The sequence below is a fragment of the Glycomyces sp. YM15 genome, from assembly GCF_016918015.1.
Lineage (GTDB): Bacteria > Actinomycetota > Actinomycetes > Mycobacteriales > Micromonosporaceae > Glycomyces.
The window spans coordinates 19,476-44,541 of sequence record NZ_JAERMK010000001.1; the positions used below are offsets into that span (position 1 = coordinate 19,476).

Genomic DNA, 25,066 nt, shown 5'->3' on the forward strand with positions numbered 1-25,066 from the left:
CCGCGATACTAGGCCGCGCCGGGAAGCAGGTCTGAAGCGCCCTCCCCGGTGCCGAGGTGGTTGACGGTGTCGTTGTTGACGAAGTCGGCGAGCGCGGCGACCGCGGCGATCTGCCCCTGGGTGAGGTTGACGTTGTCGACGGTGGCGACGGTCTCGCCGTTCTCGGCGAGGAGCGTCTTGATCGGGTTGCCGTCACCGGTGTCGGTCGTGGCCGCGTAGACCGTGGGGTCGTCGGCGGCGTACGCGTTGGCGAGCGCGACCATCCCGGCGTTGCGGTCGGCGGCGTCGGAGTCGACGAAGCCGGATCCGGCGATGATGATGACGCCGTCGGCGACGCCCGTGGGCGTGGTCTCGACGGTGAGCATCCCCAGCTCGGTCAGGCCGGTGGTGACGGTGGTGATGTCGCCGGGGGTGATCGCCACGGTCGCACCCGCGGCCTCGCCGGTGGTGACGGCGGCGAGCAGGTAGCTCATCGCGGTCACGCCGTCGTAGGTGACGGGGGTGGTCATCGTTTCGGGAGTGGTCCGCTCCGCGAGATCGCCGAGGGCACCGGTGTTGGCCGGGTCGAAGTAGTCGTCGAGGATCGAGATCCGGCCGGAGACGGTGGCCCCGGCGTACCCGAGCATCTCGACGGTGCTGTCCACATAGTCGGATTCCACGCCGGGCAGGGCGACGACGAGGACGTGCTTCTCGGCGAGTTGACCGGCGAGATAGGACGGGGCGACCGCGTTCGCGAAGGCCTGGTCCTCCTCGAGGTCCTTCTCCATCTGCGCCGCCTGCTCCCGCAACTGCGCGTTGCTGTCGCGCAGGCTCTGGATGTTGCTCTCGAAGGCTTCGATGGCGGGGCCGTTGAGGGCGGCGGTGCCGAGGATGAGGCCCACGGTGAGGGCGAGGAACACCGCGGTGAGGCTCACCAGGTGGTAGCGGAAGTTGATCACGAGAACAGCCTTTGGATTTGGAAGAGCAGTCCGTCCCACCAGTCGGCGATGACGTCCACGAAGGAGCGCCCGACGGTGGAGATGGCCACGGCCGTGGCCATCGCGGCGAGGCCGGAGACGATGAGCAGGAGCAGCGCGGAGATCGACATGTCCTGGCGGTAGAGGCGCGAGACGCCCTTGGCGTCGACGAGCTTGCCGCCGACGCGCAGCCGGGTGAGGAAGGTGGAGGCCATGCCGCCGCGTCCCTTGTCGAGGAACTCGACCATGGTGACGTGCGTGCCGACCGCGCAGATGAGCTCGGCGCCCTTCTCGTCGGCCATGAGCATCGCGATGTCCTCGGAGGTGGCCGCGGCCGGGAACGGGATCGCGGGGACCCCGAGCTTGTCCATGCGCTCCATGCCGGGAGCGCGCCCGTCGGCGTAGGCGTGGACGACGATCTCGGCGCCGCAGCGCAAGGCGTCGTCCGAGACGGAGTCCATGTCGCCGACGATCATGTCGGGCGTGTACCCGGCTTCGAGGAGGGCGTCCGCGCCGCCGTCGACGCCCACGAGCACGGGCTTGAACTCGCGGATGTAGGGGCGCAGGACGTCGATGTCCTCCTTGTAGTTGTAGCCGCGGATGACGATGAGCGCGTGGCGGCCGTTGAAGGAGGTCTTCACGTCGGGCACGCCGACGCCGTCGAGCAGGAGGTCCCGCTCGCGCTTGAGGTACTCCATGGTGTTGGCCGCGAACGCCTCGAGCTGGATCGAGAGTCCCTCCTTGGCGGCCTCCATGTCGGCGCTGACCGACTCCTCGGTCTGGACCGCGCCCTCGGCGATCAGGTCGGCGCCGGAGTAGATCTGCCCGGCTTCGAGGTCCACCGAGACGGACCGGCCTTCGCGCACCCGGTCGAAGATCTCGTCGCCGACGCCGTCGATGAGGACGATCCCGGCCTTGACGAGCACTTCGGGGCCGAGGTTCGGGTAGCGGCCGGAGATCGACTTGGCGGCGTTGACGACCACCGGGACGCCGGTGCCGACCAGAGTGTCGGCGGCGACCCGGTCGAGGTCGACATGGTCGATGATCGCGATGTCGCCGGGTTCGAGCCGGCCGCACAGCCGCTTGGTACGGCGGTCGAGGCGGGCGGTGCCGACCAGCCGATCATCGGAGGGATCACCCTCCGGGTTCCGCCCGGGCAAACGCAAGCTAGGTACACGCATCGTGCATCATCATGCCATCCGATCGCACCCTCCGTGGCGACGGCTCGCCGGAGCGGGCCGCGCGGGTGGAGCGTCGTCAGGACTTCATCTTCGCGGCCTCTGCCAGGAGCTCCTCGGCGTGGGCCACGCCCAGGTGCGAATCGGGCATCCCCGCGAGCATGCGAGCGAGCTCACGCGCCCGCTCCGCGTCGTCGACCACGCGCACGCCGGAGACCGTGACGGCCCCCGAAGTGTCCTTCGAGACCACCAGGTGGCGGTCCGCGAAGGCGGCGACCTGCGGCAGGTGGGTGACGACCAGGACCTGGTGGCGGCGGGCGAGCTTGGCGAGGCAGCGGCCGATCTCGATCGCGGCCCCGCCGCCGACCCCGGCGTCGACCTCGTCGAACACGAGGACGGGCGGGCCGCCGATCTCGGCGAAGACCACTTCGATCGCGAGCATGACGCGGGAGAGCTCACCGCCCGAGGCGCCCTTGTGCAGCGCCGCCGGCAGCGAACCCGGGTGGGGGCGCAGCAGGAGCTCGACCTCGTCGGCGCCGTCCTCGGTGGCACCGGAGACCGCCGTTTCGACGGCGAGATCGATGCCGCCGCGACCGGCCGGACGCGGCTCGACCGCGGCCGTGACCTCGGCGTGCGGCATCGCGAGGCCTTTGAGTTCGGCCGAGACCGACGCGGAGAACCGCTCGGCGGCGGCACGGCGGGACGCGCGCAGCTGCGAGGCGAGCTCGGCGGCCCGCGCGGTGAGCTCGGCATGCTGGGATTCGAGCTCGGCGACGCGCTCGTCGGAGACGTCGAGCTCCCCGAGTCGCTTACGGGCGTTCTCGGCCCAGGCCAGCACGCCGGGAAGGTCCTCGGCGTACTTGCGGTACAGGGTCTTCATGGCCGCCTGGCGCTGGTAGATCTCCTCCAGGCGACGCGGGTCGGCCGAGAGGTCGTCGAGGTACGCGGAGAGGTCCACGGCGGCTTCGGCGAGGAGCGCGCCGGCCTCGGCGAGGCGCTCGGCGAACTCGGCGAGCTTCGGATCGGAGTGGGCGTCGTGTTCCAGGGCGCGCGCGGCCGCGCCGACCGTGTCGGTCGCACCGCCTTCGCCCGTGGTCGGATCGCCGCTGATCGCGCCGTGCGCGGTGGCGGCGGCGAGGCGCAGGGCCTCGGCGTTCTCGAGGCGGCGGGCCTCTTCGGCGAGCTCGGCGTCCTCGCCTTCCTGCGGGTCGACGGCGGTGATCTCATCGAGGCCCAGGCGCAGCATGTCCGCCTCGCGGGCCATCTCGCGGGCGCTGGTGCGCAGCCGCGAGAGCTCGGCGGCGCAGGCCCCGAGTTCGTGGAAGACGGCGCGGTAGGAGTCGAGGACCTTGCCGTGGTCGGCCCCGGCGAAGCGGTCGAGCGCCGCCCGCTGCTCGGCGGGCTGCAGCAGCCGCATCTGGTCCGATTGGCCGTGCACCGAGATCGCCAGCTCACCCAGTTCGGACAGCACGCCGACGGGCGCGGAACGGCCGCCGACCCAGGCCTTCGAACGGCCCTCCGAGGAGACCGAGCGGGCCAGCAGCAGCTCGCCGTCCTCCAGGTCCGCACCGGCCTCGATGGCGCGTTCACGCAGTTCGAGCGCGCTCTCGCGTACGACGAATCGGCCCTCCACAAGGGCCTTCTCCGCGCCGAGGGGGGCACGGGAGGCACGACCGCCGAACAACAGCCCCAGACCGGCGACGACCATGGTCTTACCGGCGCCGGTCTCACCGGTGATGCAGGTCAGGCCGGAATCGAGCGGCAAGGTGGCGTCAGCGATCACGCCCAGGTTCTGGATGCGAAGCTCCTCCAACACGCTTCGAAGCCTAGCCGGTCTGTCTGACATCCGCCGCGTGGTGAGCCCTAGACCCGGCCGTGACGCCAACCGTCAACGGGCAGAGAGAGTTTCGACACGAGACGGGAGGCGAAGGGCTGACCGGACATGCGCACCAGGCGCACCGGGCGGTCCGAGCGGCGGATCGTCACCGTCGATCCGGACGTGAGCCGCGTGAGCTCCTTGCCGTCCGCGATGAGCGAGCCCTCGGTGCCGACCGACTCCACGCCGATGCGGATCAAGGAGGAGGAATGCACCACCATCGGCTTGGCGAACAGGGCGTGCGCGTTCATGGGCACCACCACGAGGGCGTCCACATCGGGCCAGACCACCGGGCCGCCCGCCGACATCGCGTGCGCGGTCGAACCGGTCGGCGTGGCCACGACGACGCCGTCGGAGCCGTAGCGGGAGATGCGGGTGCCGTCGATCTCGATGTACAGCTCGAGCATCCGCGCGGGCTCGGCCTTCTCCACCGCGATGTCGTTGAAGGCCCACGAGACGTGCTGCTCGCCGTCGGTGCCCATGGCCTCGACCTCCAGCGCGGTGCGCTCCTCGACGGTGTACTCGCCGTCGAGAAGGCGCGAGACGACGGTCTCGAGTTCGCCGGTCTCGGCCTCGGCGAGGAAGCCGACCTTGCCGAAGTTGACGCCGAGCAGCGGCACCTGGGCCTCGCCCGCGAGCCTCGCGGCGCGCAGCACGGTGCCGTCGCCGCCGAGGGCGAGCACGAGGTCGGCGTTCTCTCCGGTGACCTCGTCGCCGATCACGAGCGCGTCGGGGCGCAGGAGCGAGCGGGTCGCGCCGGAGCAGATCTTCACGGCGACGCCTTCGGCCTGCAGGGCGGCCGCGAGCTTCCGGGCGAGCTCGGCGACGTCCTCGCGAAGCGGATGCGTGACCACCAAGACACGGCTCGGCTTCTGCTGCGGCTCCACTCGCGCTCCTACTCAGACGGTTCCAGGGCCTCGAACTGTACTCCAGTCGGGTTCACCGGGAGTACCGGAGAGCATACCGAGGAGAACGCTTGCACAACGCGGTTCCGCACGAATGCCCCGCATCCGGCTTCCCTTGGGAGACAAGCCGCTCTGAGAGCTGGCCAGGTGTGATCCCTTGCGGCACAATGTGTCCCCAACACCACCCGAGACCAAGGAGACCCCGTGGCGACACGCAGACAGCTCTTCGGCTATACCGCCCTCACCACCGCCGCAGCGGCCGGGCTCACCACCGTCGGACCCCGGGCCGCCGCCGCGAACGGCGCCCACGTCCCCGCCGTCGTCATCGGCTCCGGCTACGGCGCGGCCGTCTCGGCCCTGCGCCTCGGCGAGGCCGGCGTCGAGACCACCGTCCTCGAGATGGGCCGCCTCTGGAACGAACCGGGCGGGGACGGCAAGGTCTTCTGCACCATGACCAGTCCCGACGAGCGCAGCATGTGGTTCAAGCGCCGCACCGAAGCGCCCCTGTCGACCCTCCTGTGGCTCGACGTCGTCGACCGCGACATCGACCCCTACCCGGGCGTCCTCGACCGCGTCAACTACGCGGACATGTCCGTCTATGTCGGACGCGGCGTCGGCGGCGGCTCGCTCGTCAACGGCGGCATGGCGGTGGTCCCCCGCCGCGACTACTTCGAAGAAGTCCTCCCCTGCGTCGACGCGAACGCGATGTACGAGCGCCACTTCCCGCTCGCGCAGGCCGAACTCCAGGTCAACACCATCGACCCCGAGTTCTACAAGTCCACCGAGTACTACCGCTTCAGCCGCGTGGCGGCCGCCCAGGCCGAAGCCGCCGGACTCAAGACGGTCTTCGTGCCCGACGTCTACGACTTCGACCACATGGAACGCGAAGCCGCCGGGACCGCCCCGAAATCCGCCCTCGGCGGCGAGGTCATCTACGGCAACAACCACGGCAAGATGAGCCTCGACAAGACCTACCTCGCCTCAGCGCTCGCCACCGGCAACGTCACCATCGCCGCCCGCCACCAAGTGCGCGCCATCGAACTCGACGAGGCCGGGAACTACGTCATCCACGTCGAGCACCGCGACGACGCGGACGAGCTCATCGAGGCCAAGCGCCTCACCTGCCGCCACCTGTTCCTCGGCGCCGGGAGCCTCGGCACCACCGAACTGCTCCTGCGCGCCCGCGACACCGGCGCCCTGCCCGACCTCGACGAGGCCGTCGGCTCCGGCTGGGGCCCCAACGGCAACGTGATGACCGCCCGCGCCAACCACGTCTGGAACCCCACCGGGCTCAAGCAGTCCACGATTCCCGTGATGGGCATCGACGACTGGGACAACCCCGAAGCGCGGGTGTTCGCCGAGCTCGCGCCGCTCCCGGCCGGCATCGAGACCTGGATCAGCCTCTACCTCGCGATCACCGACAACCCCGAGCGCGGCCGCTTCACGTACGACGCCGCCGCCGACAAGGCCGTGCTCGACTGGAGCCTCGAGCAGGCGCAACCGGGCGTCGCCGCCGCGAAGTCGATGTTCGACCGCATCAACCGGAAGCACGGCACCTCGTACCGGTACGACCTGTTCGGCGACGACCGGGCCTTCGCAGACGACTTCTGCTACCACCCACTCGGCGGGTGCGTCCTCGGCGAGGCCACCGACGCGTACGGGCGCCTCAACGGCTACGAGCGGCTCTACGTCACCGACTCCTCGCTCATCCCGGGCTCGATCGGTGTGAACCCGCTCGTGACGATCACGGCACTGGCGGAACGGAATCTGGAGGCGATCATCGCCGCCGACTTCGATTAGGCCGGAACGCCGCAGGCCGCGTCGACACCGGCGCGGTCGATCGGTTCACCTTCGGTGACCATGCGGCAGAAGAACTCCACGTTCCCCTTCGGGCCGGGCAGTGGGCTCGCGGCCACCGCGGTGGTGGTCCAGCCGAGCTGCCCGGCCTTCTCGATCACGCCCCACACCGCGTCGGCGCGCTGAGCCGGGTCGCCCACGACCCCGCCTGCGCCGACCTGGCCCTTGCCGACCTCGAACTGCGGCTTGACCATCGGCAGCATCATGCCCGTGGGCTTCGTGCACGCGGCCAGCGCGGGCAGGACGAGTTCGAGCGAGATGAACGAGAGGTCGCCGACGGTGAGGTCCACGGGCCCGCCGAGCAGTTCGGGGGTGAGGTGGCGCACGTTGGTGCGGTCGTGGACGACGACGCGGTCGTCGGTCTGCAGTTTCCAGGCGAGCTGGCCGTAGCCGACGTCGACGGCGAGCACTTCGGCCGCGCCGCGGCGCAGGAGGACGTCGGTGAAGCCGCCGGTGGAGGCGCCGGCGTCGAGGACGCGCAGGCCCTTCGGGTCGACGTCGAAGGCGTCGAGGGCGCCGATGAGCTTGTGGGCGCCGCGGGAGACGTAGTCGTCGACGTCGCCGACGAGGCGGATGGAGTCGTCGCCGGTGACGCTCGTGGCGGGTTTGGTGGCGGGGATGCCGCGCAGGTGGATGCGGCCGGCCGCGATGAGTTCGCGGGCGTGCTCGCGGGAGCGGGCGATCTTGCGGCGCACGAGTTCGGCGTCGAGTCGGTAGCGCGTCGGCATGGCGCGGGATCGGTGCTTTCTAGGGTTGGACGCTAGGCGTCGTCGACGTTGCTGAGGATCTCGGAGAGGCGCTGCTGGACGCCTTCGAAGACCCGTACGTGCTCGGTGACGGGCAGGTCGGGCAGCGCTTCGAGGTGGCCGAGGGCCTCTTCGACCTCGAGTTCGACGTCGTCGGTGTCGTCTGCGGGTTTCAGGCGGTTCGCCAGGGCCCCCGGGCTGGGCGTGTCGGTCATGCGTCCTCTTCCTCGTCGTCGATCGGCTCCATGGTCGCGGCGGGGGCGGACGAGGGCGTTTCGGCGGGAGCCGGGCGTTCGGCGTCGCGCTGCCGCGTCTCGGTCGGCTTCGCCGCTGCGGCGGCCAGGCGGGCCTCGGCTTCGGCGAGGCGGATGCGGAGGTCGCGGATCTGCTCTTCGGAGTGTTCGAGGCGGAGGTTGAGGTCGTCGAGGTCGGCTTGGGTGGCGACGCCGAAGCGGGTGAGGTTGGCGTCGAATTCGGCGCGGATGAGGCGGCCGATGTCGGAGGCGGTGCGGCTGCCTTGCTCGCGTACCTGCTCGGAGCCGGTGCGCAGGTCCTCGCGGACCTTGCCGGCGAGGTTGCGGGCGCGGCGTGCGGGTTCGCCGGCCATGCCGAGGAATGAGTCGAAGTAGGCGCGGGCGGAGTCCGTCATGGTGGTCCCACTCCCTTCAGGGTCTGCCGAGTCCGCGGGTTGCCGTCCCCGCCTCGGTGAGGCTCGCGAGCCGTAGTCTGGCTCTGGCGTCAACGGTACTGCCAAGCTACCGGCCCACGGCCATGCCCGCATGGCCGTACTGGCCGGTAACATTCTCACGGGGCGCACCGACGCGCCCGCGCCGATCGAAACAGGAGGGCCCATGGCCACCATCGACGAATGCCGGACCGCACTCGAGCAGTTCGCGGAGAACCTCGCCTCGAACCCGAAGACGGTGCGCAAGCTCCAGGGCTTCCAGCGCTCGCTCGCCGCCGACATCACCGACCTCTCGGTGTCGTTCAACGGCAAGTTCGACCAGGGCAAGCTGACCGGCATCACCGACGGCGACAACCCCGACGCGGATATCCGCATGGTCGTCTCCTCGGACAACCTGCTCAAGCTCGTCGCCGGGGAGCTCGACTTCATGAAGGCCTTCACCGGAGGCCAGGTCAAGTTGAAGGCCAACATGATGGACCTCATGAAGCTCCGCGGCGTGCTGTAGCCCGTCCGACTCGCGCCTTCGGTTCACATTGGGCGACTTGGACGACGCGCGTCACGTAGGGTGCGCGGGCGCGGGCCGTGAGGCCCGTCCCGCGCCCTCCTCAGGCCATCGGGTCAAATGCGTCCCGGTCGGACGCAACGGCATTCGGGCCACGTTGTAATCTCTCGGCAGTCGAGCGCTTCGAGCTCAAGAACTAAACCGGGAGGACCGTATGGCCACTGTTGACGAATGCCGCAATGTGCTGGAGAAGATGGCGGGCAAGGTCGCCAGGAAGTCCGACGAGCTCGAGCTCGAGGAAGGCTTCGAACGCACTCTGGCCGTTGAGATCACCGACCTCGACCAGGCCTTCAGCGCCAAGCTCTCCGGCAACAAGCTGACCGACCTGCTCGACGGCGACGCCGCCGACGCCGAGGTCCGCATCCTCATCGGCTCTGACGACCTGATCGCCCTGTCCAAGAAGGAGCTCAAGCCCGCCAAGGCGCTCCTGACCGGCAAGATCAAGATCAAGGCCTCCGTGAAGGACCTCGCCAAGCTGCGCAAGGCCCTCAAGGTCGACGCGTAGGCCGCCACGTCTGAGGCGCTGCGCCCCACCGGTTCAGCGCCACAAGGAAAATGAAGCCCGGACTGCGGCAGTCCGGGCTTCTCGCTTGTCCTCGTCAGGCCGACAGCAGCTTCTCCGCGGCCTCGCCCACCGGGATCGGCGGCACGGTCGGGTCGTAGCCGGCCATATCGGCTGCGGCCCAGCTCAACTCGCAGAGGGCCCGCCACGCGTCCAGGTCGGCGCCCCGGCCGCTGAGACGAATCTCCTTGCCGTCCAAGGCCGCCGTCCATCCCCCGCATTCGATGCGGTCGACGGCGTCGTTCCAGTCGGGCTCGGGGTGGGACTCGGTGAGCGCGCCGAGGTTCCAGCCGAGGTACGTCGGACGCTGCTCGGGCGGCAGCAGCATCGCCTCGCGCGGCGAGACGACACCGGTGAAGACCAGCAGCGAGTCGATACCCGCCCGGTTGGCGCCCTCGATGTCCGAGTCCGGGCGGTCGCCGACCATGATCGCCCGGCCTCCCGGTTTGCGCGCCAAAGCGGACCGGTAGATCCCGGGCTCCGGCTTCCCCGCGACGACGTCCGGACCGCGGCCGAGTGCCGTGGCGATCGCCCCCGCCAGCGCGCCCGTGCCGGGCAGCGGACCGTCCGGTGTGGGCAGGGTGGCGTCGAGGTTCGTCGCGACCCACACGGCCCCGTTGCGGGCCGCGATGGTCAGGTCGGCGAGGTCCCGCCATGTCAAGGACGGGATCATGCCGTAGCCGATGCCTTGGGCCGCTTTCGGATCCGCCGTCGCCACCAGGCCCTGGGACTCGACGGCGACACGCAGCGCCTCTGAACCGGTCACGAGGATCCGGGCGCCTTCGCCGAGGCGCTCGCGCAGGATTTCGGCCACCACCTGCGCCGAGGTGAGCACCTGGGTGTCCTCCGCAGGGATGTCCATGCCGCGCAAGGCCTCCGCGACCGTCTGCGGGCTGCGGGAGGCGTTGTTGGTGACGAACACCGGGTCGCAGTCGAGCCCCGGAAGGGCCGCGAGGGTCGCGGCCGCTTCCGGGATCGGCTGACTGAGCAGGTAGACGACGCCGTCGAGGTCGAGCAGCGCTTGGTCGTAAGCGCCGGCGAGTGCCTCAGGCGCGCCTTTCAATCGAGTCATCGGACTCCTCAGCGTCGGGGGTGGACCCGGCGCTCGACGACGCCGGTGTCTCGAACGGTGCGGTCGCGAACGGCGTGGTCGAAGGCCGCGCGGGCGTCGTCTCGGTCCTTACGTCGACCTCGGACTCGTCCTCGACGTCGTCCGCTTCGTCGTCGAAGTCCTCATCGTCTTCGTCGTCCTCGTCTTCGACATCGCGGTCGTCGTCCGAGTCCTCGTCGTCTTCGAGGTCGTCTTCGTCGTCCTCGTAGTCGTCGTCGTCCTCGAACTCGTCGTCCTCGTCGTACTCCTCGACGACGATGCCCTCGAGCTCGAGCAGGCGCTCGGCGGCGCCGGTCTCGCCGGTCTCGTCGGCGGCGACCGCCTTCGAGAGCCATTCGCGGGCTTCGTCTTCGCGGCCGTCGGCCAGGAGGCCCTCGGCGTACGCGAAGCGGAGACGGGCGACCCAAGGCTCGGTCTTCGGCGAGTTGAGCCCGCCGACCTTCAGCATCGCGGTCGCGGCTTCACCCATGCCCATGTCGCGGCGGGCGCCGGAGGCGACGATGAGCAGCTCGACCCGGACCTCGGGGTCGACGCTCTCGTCGCTGCCGAACTCGCGGTACAGGTCGATCGCGCGCTCGGGGTGCCCAAGGGCGCGTTCGCAGTCGGCGATCAGTGCGACGTGGTCGTGCGTGCCGCCCAGGCGCTGCGCGGCGCGCAGCTCGTTGACGGCCAGCTGCCACTCTTCGGCGCCGTACGCGGCCACACCGGTGACCTCGCGGACCACGGCCACGCGGGACGCCTTGCGGCGGGCGTAGCGGGCCTGCTCGAGCGCGCCTTCGACGTCGTCCTCGGCGAGGAGCGCGGCGGCGGCGATGAGCCGGTTGCCGACGGCCTCGGCGAGCTGCTTGTTCAAGCTGCGCAGCCCGGCCTTGGTCTCCTTGTCGAGCTGGTCGAAGCCGTACTCGATGCCATCGGGAAGATCCGGGGCCTCGTCGGACTCGCCCATGCGGATCGGGCCTTCGTGCCCGGCCTCGCGCTCCTCGAGCGGACGCAGGGCGTCTTTGCCGCGGCGCTCCTTGCCGTCGCGCCCGAGTCGGTCGTCGACCCGGTCGCTGCGGCGGGGACGGTCGTCGCGGTCGAAGCGGCGCGGGCCGCCCCGGTCGTCACGACGGGGACCGCGGTCGTCGCGCTTCTCGAAGCTGCGGGGACGCTCGTCACGGCCGCCTTCGCGCTTCTCGAACCGGCGCGGACGGTCGTCGTCGCGGCGCGGCCCGCGGTCGTCGCGGCCGCCCTCGAAACGGCGGGGACGGTCATCGCCGTCGCGGCGAGGACGGTCGTCCCGGTCGAAGCGACGCGGACGGTCATCGCCGTCACGGCGCGGCCGATCGTCACGGTTGCCCTCGAAACGACGGGGACCGCGGTCGTCGCGGTTGAAACCGCCACTGCGGTTGTCGCCGTCGCGGCGGGGACGGTCGTCCCGGTTGCCTTCGAAGCGGCGGGGGCCGCCTCGGTCGTCATCGCGGCGCGGGCGGTCGTCGTAGCGACGCGGGCCGCCTCGGTCGTCGCGGTTGAAGCCGCCACCGCGGTTGTCGCGGTTGCCTTCGCTGCGCCTCTCGAACTGGCGCGGGCCGCCTCGATCGTCGCGGCTGTAACCGCCGCGGTTGTCGCCGTCACGGCGCGGGCCGCGGTCGTCGCGGTTGTAACCGCCACTGCGTCCACCGCGGTCGTCATCGCGGCGCGGGCCGCGGTCGTCGCGGTTGAACCCGCCGCTGCGCGGACGGTCCTCGCGGTTGTAACCGCCACTGCGTCCACCGCGGTCGTCACGGTTGTAACCACCGCTGCGTCCACCGCGGTCGTCATCGCGACGCGGGCCGCGGTCATCGCGGCTGTATCCACCACGGTTGTCGCGGTTGAAGCCGCCACCGCGGTTGTCGCCGTCGCGGCGCGGGCCGCGGTCGTCACGGTTGAAACCGCCGCTGCGCGGACGGTCGTCGCGGTTGTAGCCGCCACTGCGCCCGCCGCGGTCGTCACGGTTGTAACCACCGCTGCGCCCGCCGCGGTCGTCACGGTTGTAACCACCGCTGCGCCCGCCGCGGTCGTCATCGCGACGCGGGCCGCGATCATCGCGGCTGTATCCACCACGGTTGTCGCCGTCGCGACGCGGCCGGTCGTCCCGGTCCTCGTAGCGCCGCGGGCGGTCGTCGCGGCCTTCAGAGCGGCCGTAGCCGCCCCGGCTGTCCCCTCGGCCGTCCTGGCGGTTGTACCCGCCGCTCCGGCCCGAACGGTCGCCGTAGCCGCCGCCCTCGCGACGGCCGTAGCCGCCTCGTCGGTCATCTCCACCCTTGCGGGCGCGGCCGTCTTCAGCCACTCGATTCTCCCCCTCTAAATTCACCGCGACAAAACCAACCAAGTGTATGCCTCAGCTGACGACCTCGAACCCGGCGACGGTCCTCTTACCGCGCCGGATCACTCCGTACCGCCCGTGAAGCAGGTCAGAAGGGTCGATAACGGCCGCAGGATCACTCACGCGCACGTTGTTCAGGTAGGCCCCGCCCTCCTTCGCGGCGCGGCGCGCCTCGCCCAGGCTGGCGACCACGCCGGACTCCTTCATGGCCTCGGCCACGGTGACGTCAGGCTTGGTGAACTCGGCGAGACCGGCCTCCACGAGCGCGGCGCGCAGCGTCGACTCGGGCAGCTCGGCGAGCTCGCCGCGGCCGAACAGGGCCTGTGAGGCGGCCACGACGTGCGCGGTCTCCTCGGCGCCGTGCAGCAGCGTGGTCATCTCCTCCGCGAGCGCCTTCTGCGCGAGCCGCGCGGCGGGCTTCTCGGCGGTGGCCCGCTCCAGCTCCTCGATCTCCTCGTGGGACTTGAACGAGAAGTACTTGAGGTAGCCCACCACGTCGGCGTCGGCGGCGTTCACCCAGAACTGGTAGAACGCGTACGGGCTGGTCAGTTCCGGGTCGAGCCAGACCGTGCCGCCCTCGGTCTTGCCGAACTTCGTGCCGTCGGCCTTGAGGACGAGCGGGGTCACGAAGGCGTGCACGTGCTCGGCCGCCTTGCGGCGCACGAAGTCCACCCCGGCGGTGATGTTGCCCCACTGGTCCGAACCTCCGAACTGGAGGGTGCAGCCGTGGCGGCGGTGCAGCTCGTAGAAGTCGTTGGACTGCAGGAGCTGGTAGGAGAACTCGGTGAAGGAGATGCCGGACTCGAGCCGGGCCCGCACGACCTCGCGGGCGAGCATCTTCGAGACCGGGAAGTGCTTGCCCACGTCGCGCAGGAACTCCACGACGCCCATCTCGCTGGTCCAGTCGAGGTTGTTGACCGGGATCGCGCCGTTCTCGCCGTCGTAGGTGACGAACGGCGAGAGCTGCGCCCGGATCTTCTCGACCCAGCCGGCCACGACTTCGGGCGGGTTGATGCTGCGCTCGCCCGCCTCCTTCGGGTCGCCGATCTGGCCCGTCGCGCCGCCCACGAGCAGCAGCGGCTTCAGGCCCGCCCGCTGGAGGCGGCGGGCGGTGATGACCTGCATGAGGTGGCCGACGTGCAGGCTGACGGCGGTCGGGTCGAAGCCCACATAGAAGGTCACCGGGCCCGCGTCGATGTGCTCGCGGAGAGCGTCGATACCGGTGGAGTCCTGGATGAGGCCGCGCCATGCGAAGTCGTCGAGAATATGCACGTCCCCATTGTGCCCTAGCGGCCGAAACGCATTTCGCGCTCCGAGGCCGGGCGTGACCCGCGCCGTCAGGCGTCCGCGTGCCGCCCCGTCTCGCCGAGTGCGAGGGCGACCTCGATCTGGACGCGCAGTTCAAGGGCCGCATTGGTCTTCGCGGCCTGCTTGGTCGGGCCCTTCCCCTCGGCGGCGATGCGCTCGCCCGAGACCGGCATCCAGCCCTCAGCGCGGCAGGTGAAGGTCCGCTCGTGCGAGGGACCGTCGACCGAGAAGTCCCAGGTGAGCGGTTTGACCGCTCCCCTGGCGGCGTAGATCTGGACCGCTTCGGCGGGGTTGACCGCGGCGTCCACGAGGAGCTTCTTCGGGCCCTCCGTGCGCGGCTTCGCGGTCACGTCGGAAGAAGGGTCCGGCATCCTCGCCAGCGCGGCGACGAGCGCCAGCGCGGCCTGGTTGCGGGCTTCCTTCTTGTTGCGCTGCAACCGTTTCGGCGAGTCGACCTGTTCGCCGTTGTAGCGGATGGAGACCTGCGCGGAGAAGAGCGGCCCCTCGAAGCCGGGGGCGTCCTCGACGGTCCACAGCACGTTGGTCTCGTTGCTGACCGGGCCGCCGAGGCGGTCCTGGAGGTAGACGTTGACGATCGACTGGGCCTGCTGTGGCTCGTCGGCGAGCATCCGGTTCATGCGCTCGCGCAGCGGCTCGAAATCGCCGCGGCCGTAGAGGTAGACGGAGGCGAACTCGCGGAGCTGGAGCTCGCGGGCGTCGAGGCGGCGGGCGGTATCGGCGGCGAGCCCGGCGGGGGTCTCGCCGCGTTCGACGGCGAACTGGAGGACGCGGGCGAACTGCTTGTAGGGCAGGGCCGCGAAGTCGGCGGTCTCGGCGTGCCGCGCGGTCTCCTCGTGGGCCCTCTGCTTGAAGTACTCGGCCTTGGCGCGGCGTTCTTCCTCGACGCGTTCGTTGACGTGGACGGCGACCGCTTCGAGTTCCTCGATCGGGTAGGGGCTCGGGCGGCCGAGGGCGGCGGCGAGCAGGATGCGCTGGACGACGAGGTCGGGGTAGCGGCGGATCGGGCTGGTCGCGTGCGTGTAGGCGGGCAGCTGGAGGCCGTGGTGGCCGTGCACCGTGGGGCCGTAGGTGGCGGCGCGGGCGACCATGCGCATGCGGGCGCGGAGCATCTCGAAGGCGGCGCCGTCGCCGGTGGCGGCGATCGAGTCGAGTTCGGCGCGGAGTTCGGCGGGGTCGCCCGCGACGGCGGCGAGCCGGTGGTTGCGGAAGAGGATCGGCAGGTCCTCGCGCACGGCCCACGCGGCGATCTGCGCGTTGGCGGCGATCATGAACTCCTGCACGATGATGTAGCCGGAGTTGCGCATCGAGCTGTCGAGGCGCACGAGCTGGCCCTCTTCGTTGGTGGCGAAGCCGGAGAGGAGGTCGTAGAAGGCGAGGGCGCCCGCGTTGCGGCGGGCGGCGAGCATGGTCTGGGAGAAGCGCAGGGCGAGCGCGAGCGTGCCGTGGAGGGGGTGGCCGGGGTGGTTCGCGGCGTCGGCGGCTTCGCCGTGGGTCATGACCCAGGACTTGGTGAGCCGGCCGGGGCCGAGGTCGGCGGAGCGGACCTGCCCGGCGTGGTCGATTCGCAGGTGGACGGCGAAGGTGTCGTTCTCGCGGTCGGGTTCGAGGGAGGCGGCTTCGACCACGGGCGCGGGGAGCATGTGCTTGGTGTGCTCGGGCCGGTAGCGGGTGTGGACGCGGCGGTGGGCCTCGGTGTCGGCGCGACCGCCCCTGGTGACGTGGTCGGCGACGCGGGCGATGTGGACCCAGACGTCGAAGCCGTCGCCGTCGGGTTCGATCCAGACGGCGTCGTCGCGATCGACCGTGGTCGCGGCGTCGATCATGATCCCGGTCTCGGCTGGGTTGTGGTCGACCAACTGCGCTCCTTCGAAGTCCGGCGACAATCGTAACCGGAGCCACACGATGAGGTATGGAAGGCGCGGGCCGGACGTTCGTTCGGCGAACGTCCGGCCCGTTGTCGCGCTTCGGTCAGGGGCGGAGGTCCCAGGTCTCCAGGCGTCCGCACATGCCCCATTTGGCGGCCGCGTCCCCGGGGTCGCCGACGTGGGCGTCGCACAGGTGGGTCGCGTCGGCCTTCGCGAGGGCGTCCAGGTGGGCGCCGGTGGCGTCGGCCTGGGCCCGCGGCCCGTCGGCCCAGAGCCCGCGCCAGGTCTCGGTGCGGGACGACACGAGCTGGGCCGCCTTGTCCCACAAGGGCTGCATGGCTTTCGGCCCTTCGGTCTCGACGCGTTCGCGCAGGGCGAGGTAACCCTCGATCGCGAGGTCCCGGCGGGCCCGGGTGGCCTCGCCGCGTTCGCGTTCGCTCAAGTCCGGGGCGGCCGGGGCGGAGGCGGCCGCTTTGTAGGCCTCCGGGTCGGCAAGGGTCGCTTCGGGGAAGGTGAACACGGCGTCCCCGGCTTCGGGGATGCCCGCGTTCTGCATGACCACCACGACTTGGAGGTCGCCCGAGCCGTTGACGAGGCGGTGGACCGTCCCGGGGGTGAACCACAGGACGGTCCCCCGCGCGAGATCGCGGCGCTCAAAGCCGTTCCCCGAGAGGGTCTCGACCGCTCCGGTGCCGCTGACGACGACGTAGCCCTCGGTGGAGGCGGTGTGCAGGTGCGGGCTGCCGCCCGCCTGGCCGTCGACGGTGGGCCAGTCGTAGACCGTGACAAGGGAGACGGCCGTGCCGCCGGGGAAGCCGGTCATGGCTACCCCAGCCTGGCCAGTTCGGCGGCGGCGAGGTCGGCGGTCTTGGCGGCGCCGTCGATCCCGGTGTCGCCGTTGCAGATCGCGACGGCGTGGCGCAGCGTCACGGTGTCTCCGGGGGCCATCGGCAGTTCGGTGTCGAAGAACGGCGCGGGGCAGACCGCGGCGAACGGGGTGCTGCGCACGAACCACTTGACGGGCGCTCCGGGGTTCTCCGCGTGGTCGGTGAAGACCAGGGTGGAGACGGCGTCGGTGGAGTCGTGCTTGCCACGGAAGGCGAGCCAGTCGCCGCGCTCGCCCATCTTCTCGTCGCCGCCTTCGCCTTCGGCGGTGTAGACGGTGCCCTCGGTGAAGGAGCGCGGTCCGCGCCAGAAGAATCCGCCGTAGCCGGCGTTCTCGCGGCCCTCGGTGGTGGGGCTGCCCATCACGACCGTGTCCTGCGTGTCGTTGGTGAACGCGGTGGAGAAGGAGAGCACCCACTTGTCGTCCGAGATGACGGTGACGGCGAAGCGTCGCGTCTCGGAGAAGAAGTGGCGGCCGTCCTCGGTGATCCAGTCGAGCCGCTCGACGGCTTTCACGCCGTTCTCGTCGGAGGACAGCTCGGTGAACTCCTGGTGGACCATCGAGCCGTCGTTCTTCTCGTCCACGTATCCCTTGCCGCGTCGGAAGGTGCGCCCGCCCCAGAAGTTCTCGGGGCCGGCGTTCGGCAGCGAGAGCGCGATGCCCTTGTGCCACACGTGGTCGTGCGGGCGGTAGAGGCTCACCTGATTCCCGGCGAGGTCGCGGAGCGGCTCGAAGTAGGGCCGGGGGGACTCGAACTGGTCGTTGTCGGGCCGGTAGACGTAGCGCAGGATCTGCAAGTCGCCCTTGGTGATCGAGAGGGCGGTGCCGTCGTCGGCGAGGTTCAGCGTCATCGGTGTTCTCTCCAGTCTTTCCGGTGGGTCGTCACTTGCGGTCGGGCCAGGGGGCGCCGGTGCCGTCCATGCGCTGGTAGAAGGGCGAGGTCGGGTCGATCTCGCCGGCGCGGACGCGCTTGCCGGTGAAGGCGGAGGCGTAGATCGCCGCGAGCAGCTCCAGAGTGCGGCGGGAGTCCTCGATGGTGACCGGCGGGGCGGTCTTGCCGTCGAGGGCGTCGGCGATGCGCAGGAACTGGGCGTAGTGGCCCGAGGACTTGCCTCGCGGCTCGCCCGCCCAGGCGCGGTGCACCTCCTCGGCGGCGGCGGCGATCGGGTGCACGCTCCAGTTGTCGTCGCCGTAGCCGTAGAGGTGGTCGAGTTCGACGGTGGCGTTGTCGAAGTCGAGCCGGATCTGCGAGACCTCGCGCGGGGAGAGCAGCGAGTTCGTGATGACCACGGACGCACCGGATTCGAGGGTGACGATCGCGTGCGAGACGTCCTCGGTGTTGGTGATGCGGCGGTGGCGGTGCGCGGTGGCGACCACTTCGGACCAGGGTCCGACCATGGACAGGAGCGTGTCGATCTGGTGGATGCCGTGGCCCATGGTGGGGCCGCCGCCCTCGGTCTCCCAGCGCCCGCGCCATTCGACCGCGAAGTACTCCTCGGGGCGGTACCAGAGGGTGTCGCATTTGGCGACGGCGAGGCGGCCGAGGACGCCCGAGGCCGTCATGTCGCGCACGCGGTCGGCGCCGGAGCCGAAGCGATGCTGGGAGATGAGCGCGAAGTCGCCCTTCGACACGGCCGCGGCGGCCGCGATCCGGTCGAACTCGGCGAGACTGAGGGCCGGGGGCTTCTCGCAGATGACGCCGACCCCGGCTTCGAGGGCGGCGATGGCGCCGGGCGCGTGGGCCACGGGCGGGGTGCACAGGTCGACCAGGTCGAGGGTCTCCGCGGCGAGGAGCGCTTCGATCGAGGCGTAGCCGTGCTCGACGCCGAACTTCTCCTTGAACGCGTCGAGGCGGTCGGTGTCGGGGTCGACGGCCGCGACCAGCTCGATCCGGCCCTGGCAGTGATCGCGCAGCTGTTCGGCGTGCAGGTGGGCGATGCCGCCGGTGCCGACCACGGCGAGACGGTAGGGGGAGGACACAGTGGACTCCTTTGTCACGAGGGTCTGTAAACGCTTTCCAGCATCGGGGTCAATACTAGCTGACAACGGTTGCGACGGTGACCTCGGTCGCCAGGGCGCGGGTGCCCGGTTCCAGCCGACGGGCGCCGGTCACCTCGACGTTCAGCGTGGCCACAGTGTCCGCGGCCGATCGCGCGACGCGCAGTTCGAGCGTCCCGGCCTCGACGACCCACTCGCCGTCGACGCCCACGAACGCCGCCAGGTCGAGGGGCATCGCGAAGCGGGCCTCACTGGCCTTGCCGGGAGCCAGTTCGAGCCGCGCGAACCCGACCAGGCGCTGCACGGGGCGGACGACGGAGGCGACCGGGTCGTGGAGGTAGAGCTGCACGACCTCGGTGCCGTGGCGCGCGCCGGTGTTGCGCACGCGCGCCGCGAGTTCGACGACCCCGTCGGGACCGACCTCCGCGCCGGAGATGAGTTCGACTGCGCCCCATTCGAACTCGGTGTAGGAGAGGCCGTGGCCGAAGACGTACTGGGCGGTGGGGTCCACCGAGGAGACCGAGGAGCGCCGGGCGAGTTCGGGGGCGAGGTAGGTGGCGGGCGGCGAGTCGGGACGCGCCGGGACGCCCGCGGGCAGGCGTCCTTCGGGCTCGGCCGCACCGGTCAGCACCGCGCTGATCGCGCCCGCGCCCTCCTGGCCCGGAAGGAACGCCTGCACGATCGCGGCGGCCCGTTCCGGAGCCGTGCCGAGCGCGTACGGGCGCCCGGAGATCACCACGAGCACCGTGGGCGTGCCCGAGTCGAGCACCGCTTCGACCAGTTCGGCCTGGCGTCCCGGCAGCGCGTGGGTCGGCGCGTCGCAGCCTTCGCCGGAGGTGCCGCGACCGAAGAGCCCGGAGCGGTCGCCGACCGCGACGATCGCGAGGTCGGCCGCTGCGGCGGCGTTCGCGGCCGCGGCGATGTCGGCGTCGGTGGCGTCGAGGACGGAGCCCGCGGCGAGGTGCTCGATGACCGCGCCCGGGAGGTCCGCGGCGAGCCGCTCGACGACGGTGGCGATCGAGACGCCCATGTCGACGTGCGGGTACGGGTCGTCGGAGTCGATCGACGCGGCGTCGTTGCGGCCGTGGTGGTTGGGGAAGGCGTAGCAGCCGAGCATGACGGCCTTGTCGTCCGCGACGGGTCCGACGAGGGCGATCCGCCCGGGCGCTGCCCGCAGCGGCAGCGTGCCGTCGTTCGCCAGGAGCACGATCGACTTGCGGGCCACCTCGGCGGCCAGCGCGCGGGCGTGGGGCGGGTCGAGGTCGATCGCCGCGGCGGGCTCGGGGAGCTCGTCGAGCAGGCCGAGGTCGATCTTCTGGGTGAGCACGCGTTCGACGGCGCGGTCGATCACGCCTTCGTCGATGCGCCCGGCGGCGACGGCGGCCTGGAGGGGCTCGCCGTAGCAGTCGACGCTCGGCAGTTCGACGTCCACGCCGCCCGCGAGCCCGAGCACGGCGGCGTCCGTGCGGTCGGCGGCGACGCTGTGGAGGGAGTTGAGGAAGTTGACGCCGAAGTAGTCGGAGACGACGGTGCCGTCGAAGCCCCACTCGTCGCGCAGGACGCCTTGCAGGAGTTCGGGGTTGGCGTGGGAGGCGACGCCGTCGTTCGCGGCGTAGGAGGGCATCACGGAGCCGGCGCGGCCGATGCGCACGGCCATCTCGAACGGGGTCAGGTAGGTCTCCGCGAACTGCCTGGGGCCCATGTAGACCGGACCGAAGTTGCGCGCCGCGTGCGAGGCGGAGTACCCGGCGAAGTGCTTCAGTGTGGCGATGATCCCGGAGTCCTGCAGGCCGGAGACGTATGCGGTGGCGAGGGTGCCCGTGAGGTACGGGTCCTCGCCCATGGTCTCCTCGGTCCTGCCCCAGCGCGAGTCGGCGACGACGTCGAGCACGGGGGCGAGGCCCTGATGGACGCCGACACTGCGCATGGTGACGCCGATCTGCTGCGCCATCGCGCCGATGAGCTCGGGGTCGAAGGTGGCGCCCCAGGCCAGCGCGGTCGGGAAGATGGTGGCGCCGTGGGCCATGAAGCCGGTGAGGCATTCCTCGTGGGCCAGGGCCGCGATGCCGAAGCGGCTGGAGGCTCGGATGCGCTGCTGGAGGGCGGCGAGGTTGGCGGCGCCCTCGGCGGCCGGAACGGGAGCCGATCCGAAGGGGCGGGTCAGCTGGCCCAACCCGTGCGCGATGGCCTCGTCCTCGGAGACCCCGCCGGTCTGCTCGCTCTGGTGCGGGGCCATGTCGGCGGCGTCCGCGTCGACGCCGCGCCACAGGCTGTACAGCTGCGCGCATTTCTCTTCGAGCGTCATCCGCTTGACAAGACCGGCGGCGCGTTCGGCCGCGTCCGCGGGGGTGTCGGTGTCCATGCTGCTCCACTCAAGCGGCCCGGAAGACTGGAACCGCTGGTTCCGGGCCGATAGTTTCTGAAACTTTTCTGATCGTTTTCGATGCAGGTTTGCACACCATAACATTGATGACGAGCTACTTCTAGGCTTGATTTGGACCTGGGATGCGTTTGCCCAGGACGCTTATTCGAGCAAACTTCTCGAAAGTTTCGGGTGGAATCCGGGAGCCCAGAGGTGCCGCTATAAGATGTCGGCACTACGGTTGGGGCAGGAACGACCAGGAGGACCCTTGAGCGAAGACGAACACGGGCGCATCACGATCCGCGCCATCGCCGACGAGGCCGGCGTCAGCGTGCCGACGGTCTCGCGCGTCATCAACGGCCGCTCGGACGTCGCCCCCGAGACGCGCAAACGCGTCGAGGAACTGCTGAACGAGCGCGGATACCAGCGCCGCCGCTCCACCCGCGCGCCCAGTCGCGCGCGCCTGGTCGACCTGGTCTTCAACGAGCTGGACAGCCCCTGGGCCGTGGAGATCATCCGCGGCGTCGAGGACGCGGCCCACGCCGCGGGCGTGGGCACCGTGGTCTCGGCGGTCCACCGCCGCCGCGCCTCGACCGAGCAGTGGCTGGACAACCTCCGCACCCGCGCCTCCGACGGCGTGATCCTGGTGGTCTCCCAGCTCGCGTCCCCGATCCTGGAGCAGCTGCGCCACCTCGGCGTCCCCATGGTCGTGCTGGACCCTTCGGGCGGCCCCACGATGGACGCGCCGGCGATCGGCGCCACGAACTGGGCGGGCGGCCTCGCCGCCACCGAACACCTGATCTCCTTGGGCCACAGCCGTATCGGCTTCATCCACGGCCCCAAGCAGGTGCTGTGCTCCCGGGCGCGCTTCGACGGGTACCGCGCCGCCCTCGACGCCGCAGGGCTGCCCTTCGACCCGGCGCTGGTCTACGACGGGGACTTCTACCACCAGTCCGGTTTCGACGCGGCCGCCGCGCTGCTGCGCCTGCCCGAGCCGCCCACGGCGATCTTCGCGTCCTCGGACCAGATGGCCTTCGGCGCCTACGAGGCGATCCGCCAGGCGGGTCTGCGCATCCCCGAGCACGTGAGCGTGATCGGCTTCGACGACCTCCCCGAATCGCGCTGGACCAGCCCGCCCCTGACCACGGTCCGCCAGCCGCTCGCCGAGATGGGCGCCCTCGCGGCCCGCACGGTGCTCGAGATGGCGGCGGGCAACGACATCGACTCCCCCCGTTTGGAACTCGCCACCGAGCTGGTCGTCCGCGAGTCGACCGCGCGGCTCGAGAGCTAGCTCAGCCCTGCGGGATGCCCGCGTTCACCAGCGGCACCGGCGCGGCCTCGACCTCCGTCACCTGGCCGACGTTCAGGTGGTACGTGGTGCCCTCGTAGTCCTGGACGCCGTCGTCGATCGTGGCGATGCCGACCGTCTGGTATCCGGCGTGGTTGTCCTCGCTGTAGGCCAGCGGCACGATGCCGTTCCCGAGCAGGTCGCCCGATTCGACGGCGGCGATGAGGGATTCGCGCGTGGGCTCCTCGCCCGCGGCGGCGAGCGCCTCGGCGAACAGGTAGCCGACGCTCATGCCGAACACGGTGTTGGCGGTGAAGGGCGCGCCGTCGTTGTACTCGTCGTTGATCTGCCTGAACAGCGCGTTCCATTCGCTGTCGGCGTTGAACGGCAGGTAGTTGACGCTGACCATGCCTTCGAGGAGGGTCGGACCGGCGTCCCCGAGGTACTGGAGCAGGGTCGGGTAGTCGGCGCCGGAGGAGGAGACGTACCACTCCGGCGACCAGTCGAGTTGTGCGGCCGTGGCCATCGCCATGGCGGTGAAGCCGTTGATGGTGCCGAGGATGTTCACTTCGCAGCCGGCGGTCATGAGCGCGACGATCTGGTCGGTCAGGTCCTCGTCCCAGGACAGGTAGGTCTCGACGTGGGCGACCTCGTTGCTGTCGATGACGATCTCGACGCCTTCGAGGATGCCCTCGCCGTAGTCGTCGTCCTGGCCGAGCACACAGATCCGGGCATCGGGCCGCTGGTCGACGGCGTACTGGGCGAGCGCGGCGCCCTCGGTGACGTATTCGGCGTTGAAGCCGAAGGTGTTGGGGTAGATGCCCGGCTGGTTCCACTCCCGCGAGCCCGACGAGATGAACAGGTCCGGGACGCCTTCGTCGTCGACGTAGTCGAGCACCGAGGCGTGCGTGGGGGTGCCGAGGCCGTTGACGATGGCGAGCACGTCGTCCTGCGCGACCAGCTCGGTCACCGCGGTCTGCGTGGCGGTCGGGTCATAGGAGTCGTCTTTGACCAGGTACTCGATGGTGCGTCCGTTGATGCCGCCGCCCGCGTTGACGTACTCGAAGTAGGCCGAGGTGGCCGCCGAGATCGCCGCGTACCCGGCCGCCGCGGGACCGGTCAGCGGCTGGTGCGTGCCGATCGTCACAGTGTCCGCGGTGACGCCCGGGGTGGCCTCCTCCTCGGGCTCGGTGCAGGCCACGAGGGCCATGGACGCCGTCGCGGCCAATGCCGCGATTGCCGATACCGTTGTGGGAGAACGCATGACGATGACCTCTGACGTATTCGCTACCGATGGGTCACTTACTGGTGAGTAAGTAACACGTGAAGCGAAATCGTATGCGCTTTTGTCGATTTACGGGGTCCGGCGTTCGGTCAGGATTGCGGTCGGTCGTTCACCCTAGGCGTTCGGGGCGACGTCGGTGCCCGCGCCGCGCTTGCGGGGCTTCACCGCTTCGCGCGCCGCTTCGGGCATCGCCTCGAGGCCGAGCGGCACGAGGCCCGCGTCCGCGATGAGGGCGAGGTCGTCCTTCGCGGCCTGGCCCTCGCTCGTGAGGTAGTCGCCCAGGAAGATCGAGTTCACGATCTGCAGCGCCACGGCCTGCAGGTGCCGCAGGTGGACCTCGCGTCCGGCCGCGAGGCGGACCTCGGCGGCGGGGTTCGCGAGGCGGACCATCGCCAGAATGCGGACGCAGCGGCGCGGGTCGAGCTCCCAGGTGCCCTCGAGCGGCGTGCCGTCGAAGGGCAGCAGGAAGTTCACGGGGATCGAGTCCACGTCGAGACCCCTGAGCCCCAAGGCGACCGAGACGAGGTCGGCGTCCGACTCGCCCATGCCCGCGATGAGTCCCGAGCACGGCGAGAGGCCCGCGCCGTGCGCGGCGTTGACGGTGTCGACCCGGTCGTTGAACGTGTGGGTCGAGCAGATCTCGGCGTACGAGTCCTCGGAGGTGTTGAGGTTGTGGTTGTAGGCGTCCGCGCCGAGGTCGGCGAGACGCTCGGCCTGGCCGTCCTTGAGCAGGCCCAGGCACGCGCACACCTCGACGCCCGGCGCGGCGTTCTTCACCGCGGCGATCGTCTTGCCCACCCGCTCGACGTCCATATCGGTCGGACCGCGCCCGCTCGCGACCAGGCACACCCGCGAGGCGCCGCCCGCGACCCCGGCCGCGGCCTGATCGGCGGCCTGCTCCGGGCTCAGCCACGTGTACTTGAGGACGTCCGCCTTCGAGCCGAGGCGCTGCGAGCAGTAGCCGCAGTCCTCGGGGCACAGCCCGCTCTTGAGGTTCACCAGGTAGTTGAGTTTGACGGTGTTCCCGAAGTGGCGGAAGCGAAGTCTCGCGGCGGCGGCCACCACGTCCATGAGCTCGGCATCAGTGCTCGCCAGCACCGCCTCGAGATCGGCGGCGGCCGGGTCCTCCCCCGCGTCGGCGGCGGCGGACAGGCGGCTGAGGGCATCATGCACTGCGGTCATGGCAAAAATCTTGCCACAGCGCGGACGGGCAGGACGTTTCGCATGGTTCACGGCCATTGGGCGAAATCGCCGACGAAGGTCAGCCTCAG

General features: G+C 70.6%; 22 protein-coding genes. 5 read left to right on the forward strand and 17 right to left on the reverse strand.

What is annotated here, in order from left to right; all coding sequences use genetic code 11:
* Positions 1-8 precede the first annotated feature (8 nt).
* The 4 genes from JHY01_RS00100 to JHY01_RS00115 all read right to left on the reverse strand — a co-directional run bounded on the left by JHY01_RS00100 (position 9) and on the right by JHY01_RS00115 (position 4,897).
* Positions 9-938 carry a copper transporter gene (locus JHY01_RS00100; protein ID WP_205323561.1) on the reverse strand — a complete coding sequence of 310 codons (930 nt, stop codon included), beginning with the start codon at positions 936-938 and terminating at the stop codon, positions 9-11.
* On the reverse strand, positions 935-2,122 hold the full coding sequence (gene steA / locus JHY01_RS00105) for a putative cytokinetic ring protein SteA (RefSeq protein WP_374199469.1): 1,188 nt from the start codon (positions 2,120-2,122) through the stop codon (positions 935-937). The genes JHY01_RS00100 and steA overlap by 4 nt, the downstream gene beginning before the upstream one ends.
* 91 nt (positions 2,123-2,213) lie before the next feature.
* Positions 2,214-3,950 carry a DNA repair protein RecN gene (gene recN, locus JHY01_RS00110; protein WP_307814084.1) on the reverse strand — a complete coding sequence of 579 codons (1,737 nt, stop codon included), beginning with the start codon at positions 3,948-3,950 and terminating at the stop codon, positions 2,214-2,216.
* A 47-nt stretch (positions 3,951-3,997) separates the two neighbouring features.
* Positions 3,998-4,897: an NAD kinase gene (locus tag JHY01_RS00115; RefSeq protein WP_205323564.1), complete on the reverse strand. Its 900-nt coding sequence runs from the start codon at positions 4,895-4,897 to the stop codon at positions 3,998-4,000.
* A 222-nt stretch (positions 4,898-5,119) separates the two neighbouring features.
* Here JHY01_RS00115 and JHY01_RS27545 point away from each other — a divergent pair, with 222 nt between their 5' ends.
* Complete coding sequence (locus tag JHY01_RS27545; RefSeq protein WP_205323565.1) at positions 5,120-6,715, forward strand: GMC oxidoreductase; 1,596 nt, start codon at positions 5,120-5,122, stop codon at positions 6,713-6,715.
* On the opposite strand, the gene JHY01_RS00125 is transcribed toward JHY01_RS27545, so the two are convergent.
* From JHY01_RS00125 to JHY01_RS00135, 3 genes are read right to left on the reverse strand one after another with little or no spacing between them, the layout of a single operon-like run.
* On the reverse strand, positions 6,712-7,500 hold the full coding sequence (locus JHY01_RS00125) for a TlyA family RNA methyltransferase (protein WP_205323566.1): 789 nt from the start codon (positions 7,498-7,500) through the stop codon (positions 6,712-6,714). The genes JHY01_RS27545 and JHY01_RS00125 overlap by 4 nt on opposite strands.
* Before the next feature lie 32 nt (positions 7,501-7,532).
* The gene (locus JHY01_RS00130; protein ID WP_205323567.1) at positions 7,533-7,733 is read right to left on the reverse strand and encodes a hypothetical protein; all 201 of its coding nucleotides are present in this window, start codon (positions 7,731-7,733) and stop codon (positions 7,533-7,535) included.
* Complete coding sequence (locus JHY01_RS00135) at positions 7,730-8,167, reverse strand: phasin family protein (RefSeq protein WP_205323568.1); 438 nt, start codon at positions 8,165-8,167, stop codon at positions 7,730-7,732. The genes JHY01_RS00130 and JHY01_RS00135 overlap by 4 nt, the downstream gene beginning before the upstream one ends.
* A gap of 202 nt (positions 8,168-8,369) precedes the next feature.
* Between JHY01_RS00135 and JHY01_RS00140 the strand changes: the two genes are divergently transcribed.
* A complete protein-coding gene (locus JHY01_RS00140; protein ID WP_205323569.1) occupies positions 8,370-8,708 on the forward strand; it encodes an SCP2 sterol-binding domain-containing protein in 339 nt (112 codons plus the stop codon).
* A gap of 211 nt (positions 8,709-8,919) precedes the next feature.
* Positions 8,920-9,270, forward strand: coding sequence for an SCP2 sterol-binding domain-containing protein (locus JHY01_RS00145; protein ID WP_205323570.1), 351 nt, complete (start codon positions 8,920-8,922; stop codon positions 9,268-9,270).
* A 94-nt stretch (positions 9,271-9,364) separates the two neighbouring features.
* Here JHY01_RS00145 and JHY01_RS00150 read toward each other — a convergent pair whose 3' ends face one another.
* Both JHY01_RS00150 and JHY01_RS00155 read right to left on the reverse strand, forming a co-directional pair.
* The gene (locus tag JHY01_RS00150; protein ID WP_205323571.1) at positions 9,365-10,399 is read right to left on the reverse strand and encodes an HAD-IIA family hydrolase; all 1,035 of its coding nucleotides are present in this window, start codon (positions 10,397-10,399) and stop codon (positions 9,365-9,367) included.
* A complete protein-coding gene (locus JHY01_RS00155; protein WP_205323572.1) occupies positions 10,374-11,384 on the reverse strand; it encodes a hypothetical protein in 1,011 nt (336 codons plus the stop codon). The genes JHY01_RS00150 and JHY01_RS00155 overlap by 26 nt, the downstream gene beginning before the upstream one ends.
* 15 nt (positions 11,385-11,399) lie before the next feature.
* On the opposite strand from JHY01_RS00155, the gene JHY01_RS00160 reads away from it, so the two are divergent.
* A complete protein-coding gene (locus JHY01_RS00160) occupies positions 11,400-12,764 on the forward strand; it encodes a hypothetical protein (RefSeq protein WP_205323573.1) in 1,365 nt (454 codons plus the stop codon).
* Between the two features lie 33 nt (positions 12,765-12,797).
* On the opposite strand, the gene tyrS is transcribed toward JHY01_RS00160, so the two are convergent.
* From tyrS to JHY01_RS00190, 6 genes are all read right to left on the reverse strand, one after another.
* Positions 12,798-14,054 carry a tyrosine--tRNA ligase gene (tyrS, locus tag JHY01_RS00165; protein WP_205323574.1) on the reverse strand — a complete coding sequence of 419 codons (1,257 nt, stop codon included), beginning with the start codon at positions 14,052-14,054 and terminating at the stop codon, positions 12,798-12,800.
* Positions 14,055-14,119: 65 nt separating this feature from the next.
* On the reverse strand, positions 14,120-15,967 hold the full coding sequence (locus JHY01_RS00170; protein WP_205323575.1) for an RNB domain-containing ribonuclease: 1,848 nt from the start codon (positions 15,965-15,967) through the stop codon (positions 14,120-14,122).
* Between the two features lie 112 nt (positions 15,968-16,079).
* On the reverse strand, positions 16,080-16,799 hold the full coding sequence (locus JHY01_RS00175; RefSeq protein ID WP_205323576.1) for a cupin domain-containing protein: 720 nt from the start codon (positions 16,797-16,799) through the stop codon (positions 16,080-16,082).
* A 2-nt stretch (positions 16,800-16,801) separates the two neighbouring features.
* Positions 16,802-17,713 (reverse strand): PmoA family protein, encoded by a 912-nt coding sequence (locus JHY01_RS00180; RefSeq protein ID WP_205323577.1) that lies wholly within the window; start codon positions 17,711-17,713, stop codon positions 16,802-16,804.
* Positions 17,714-17,744: 31 nt separating this feature from the next.
* A complete protein-coding gene (locus JHY01_RS00185; RefSeq protein ID WP_205323578.1) occupies positions 17,745-18,842 on the reverse strand; it encodes a Gfo/Idh/MocA family protein in 1,098 nt (365 codons plus the stop codon).
* A 55-nt stretch (positions 18,843-18,897) separates the two neighbouring features.
* On the reverse strand, positions 18,898-21,222 hold the full coding sequence (locus JHY01_RS00190; RefSeq protein WP_205323579.1) for a glycoside hydrolase family 3 N-terminal domain-containing protein: 2,325 nt from the start codon (positions 21,220-21,222) through the stop codon (positions 18,898-18,900).
* Positions 21,223-21,448: 226 nt separating this feature from the next.
* Here JHY01_RS00190 and JHY01_RS00195 point away from each other — a divergent pair, with 226 nt between their 5' ends.
* Positions 21,449-22,513, forward strand: a complete 1,065-nt coding sequence (locus tag JHY01_RS00195) for a LacI family DNA-binding transcriptional regulator (RefSeq protein WP_374199458.1) — start codon at positions 21,449-21,451, stop codon at positions 22,511-22,513.
* Position 22,514: 1 nt separating this feature from the next.
* On the opposite strand, the gene JHY01_RS00200 is transcribed toward JHY01_RS00195, so the two are convergent.
* Together JHY01_RS00200 and bioB are read right to left on the reverse strand one after the other, a co-directional pair.
* Complete coding sequence (locus JHY01_RS00200) at positions 22,515-23,774, reverse strand: ABC transporter substrate-binding protein (RefSeq protein ID WP_205323581.1); 1,260 nt, start codon at positions 23,772-23,774, stop codon at positions 22,515-22,517.
* A gap of 135 nt (positions 23,775-23,909) precedes the next feature.
* Positions 23,910-24,977 carry a biotin synthase BioB gene (bioB, locus tag JHY01_RS00205; protein WP_205323582.1) on the reverse strand — a complete coding sequence of 356 codons (1,068 nt, stop codon included), beginning with the start codon at positions 24,975-24,977 and terminating at the stop codon, positions 23,910-23,912.
* Between the last annotated feature and the right edge of the window lie 89 nt (positions 24,978-25,066).

Coding starts and splice junctions, on each gene's coding strand:
- JHY01_RS00145 (WP_205323570.1), top strand. CDS start 8,920: ATGGCCACTGTTGACGAATGCCGCAATGTGCTGGAGAAGATGGCGGGC.
- JHY01_RS00150 (WP_205323571.1), bottom strand. CDS start 10,399: ATGACTCGATTGAAAGGCGCGCCTGAGGCACTCGCCGGCGCTTACGAC.
- JHY01_RS00195 (WP_374199458.1), top strand. CDS start 21,449: ATGTCGGCACTACGGTTGGGGCAGGAACGACCAGGAGGACCCTTGAGC.
- JHY01_RS00155 (WP_205323572.1), bottom strand. CDS start 11,384: ATGGGCGAGTCCGACGAGGCCCCGGATCTTCCCGATGGCATCGAGTAC.
- JHY01_RS00175 (WP_205323576.1), bottom strand. CDS start 16,799: ATGACCGGCTTCCCCGGCGGCACGGCCGTCTCCCTTGTCACGGTCTAC.
- JHY01_RS00135 (WP_205323568.1), bottom strand. CDS start 8,167: ATGACGGACTCCGCCCGCGCCTACTTCGACTCATTCCTCGGCATGGCC.
- JHY01_RS00180 (WP_205323577.1), bottom strand. CDS start 17,713: ATGACGCTGAACCTCGCCGACGACGGCACCGCCCTCTCGATCACCAAG.
- bioB (WP_205323582.1), bottom strand. CDS start 24,977: ATGACCGCAGTGCATGATGCCCTCAGCCGCCTGTCCGCCGCCGCCGAC.
- JHY01_RS00130 (WP_205323567.1), bottom strand. CDS start 7,733: ATGACCGACACGCCCAGCCCGGGGGCCCTGGCGAACCGCCTGAAACCC.
- JHY01_RS00140 (WP_205323569.1), top strand. CDS start 8,370: ATGGCCACCATCGACGAATGCCGGACCGCACTCGAGCAGTTCGCGGAG.
- JHY01_RS00190 (WP_205323579.1), bottom strand. CDS start 21,222: ATGGACACCGACACCCCCGCGGACGCGGCCGAACGCGCCGCCGGTCTT.
- JHY01_RS00200 (WP_205323581.1), bottom strand. CDS start 23,774: ATGCGTTCTCCCACAACGGTATCGGCAATCGCGGCATTGGCCGCGACG.
- JHY01_RS00125 (WP_205323566.1), bottom strand. CDS start 7,500: ATGCCGACGCGCTACCGACTCGACGCCGAACTCGTGCGCCGCAAGATC.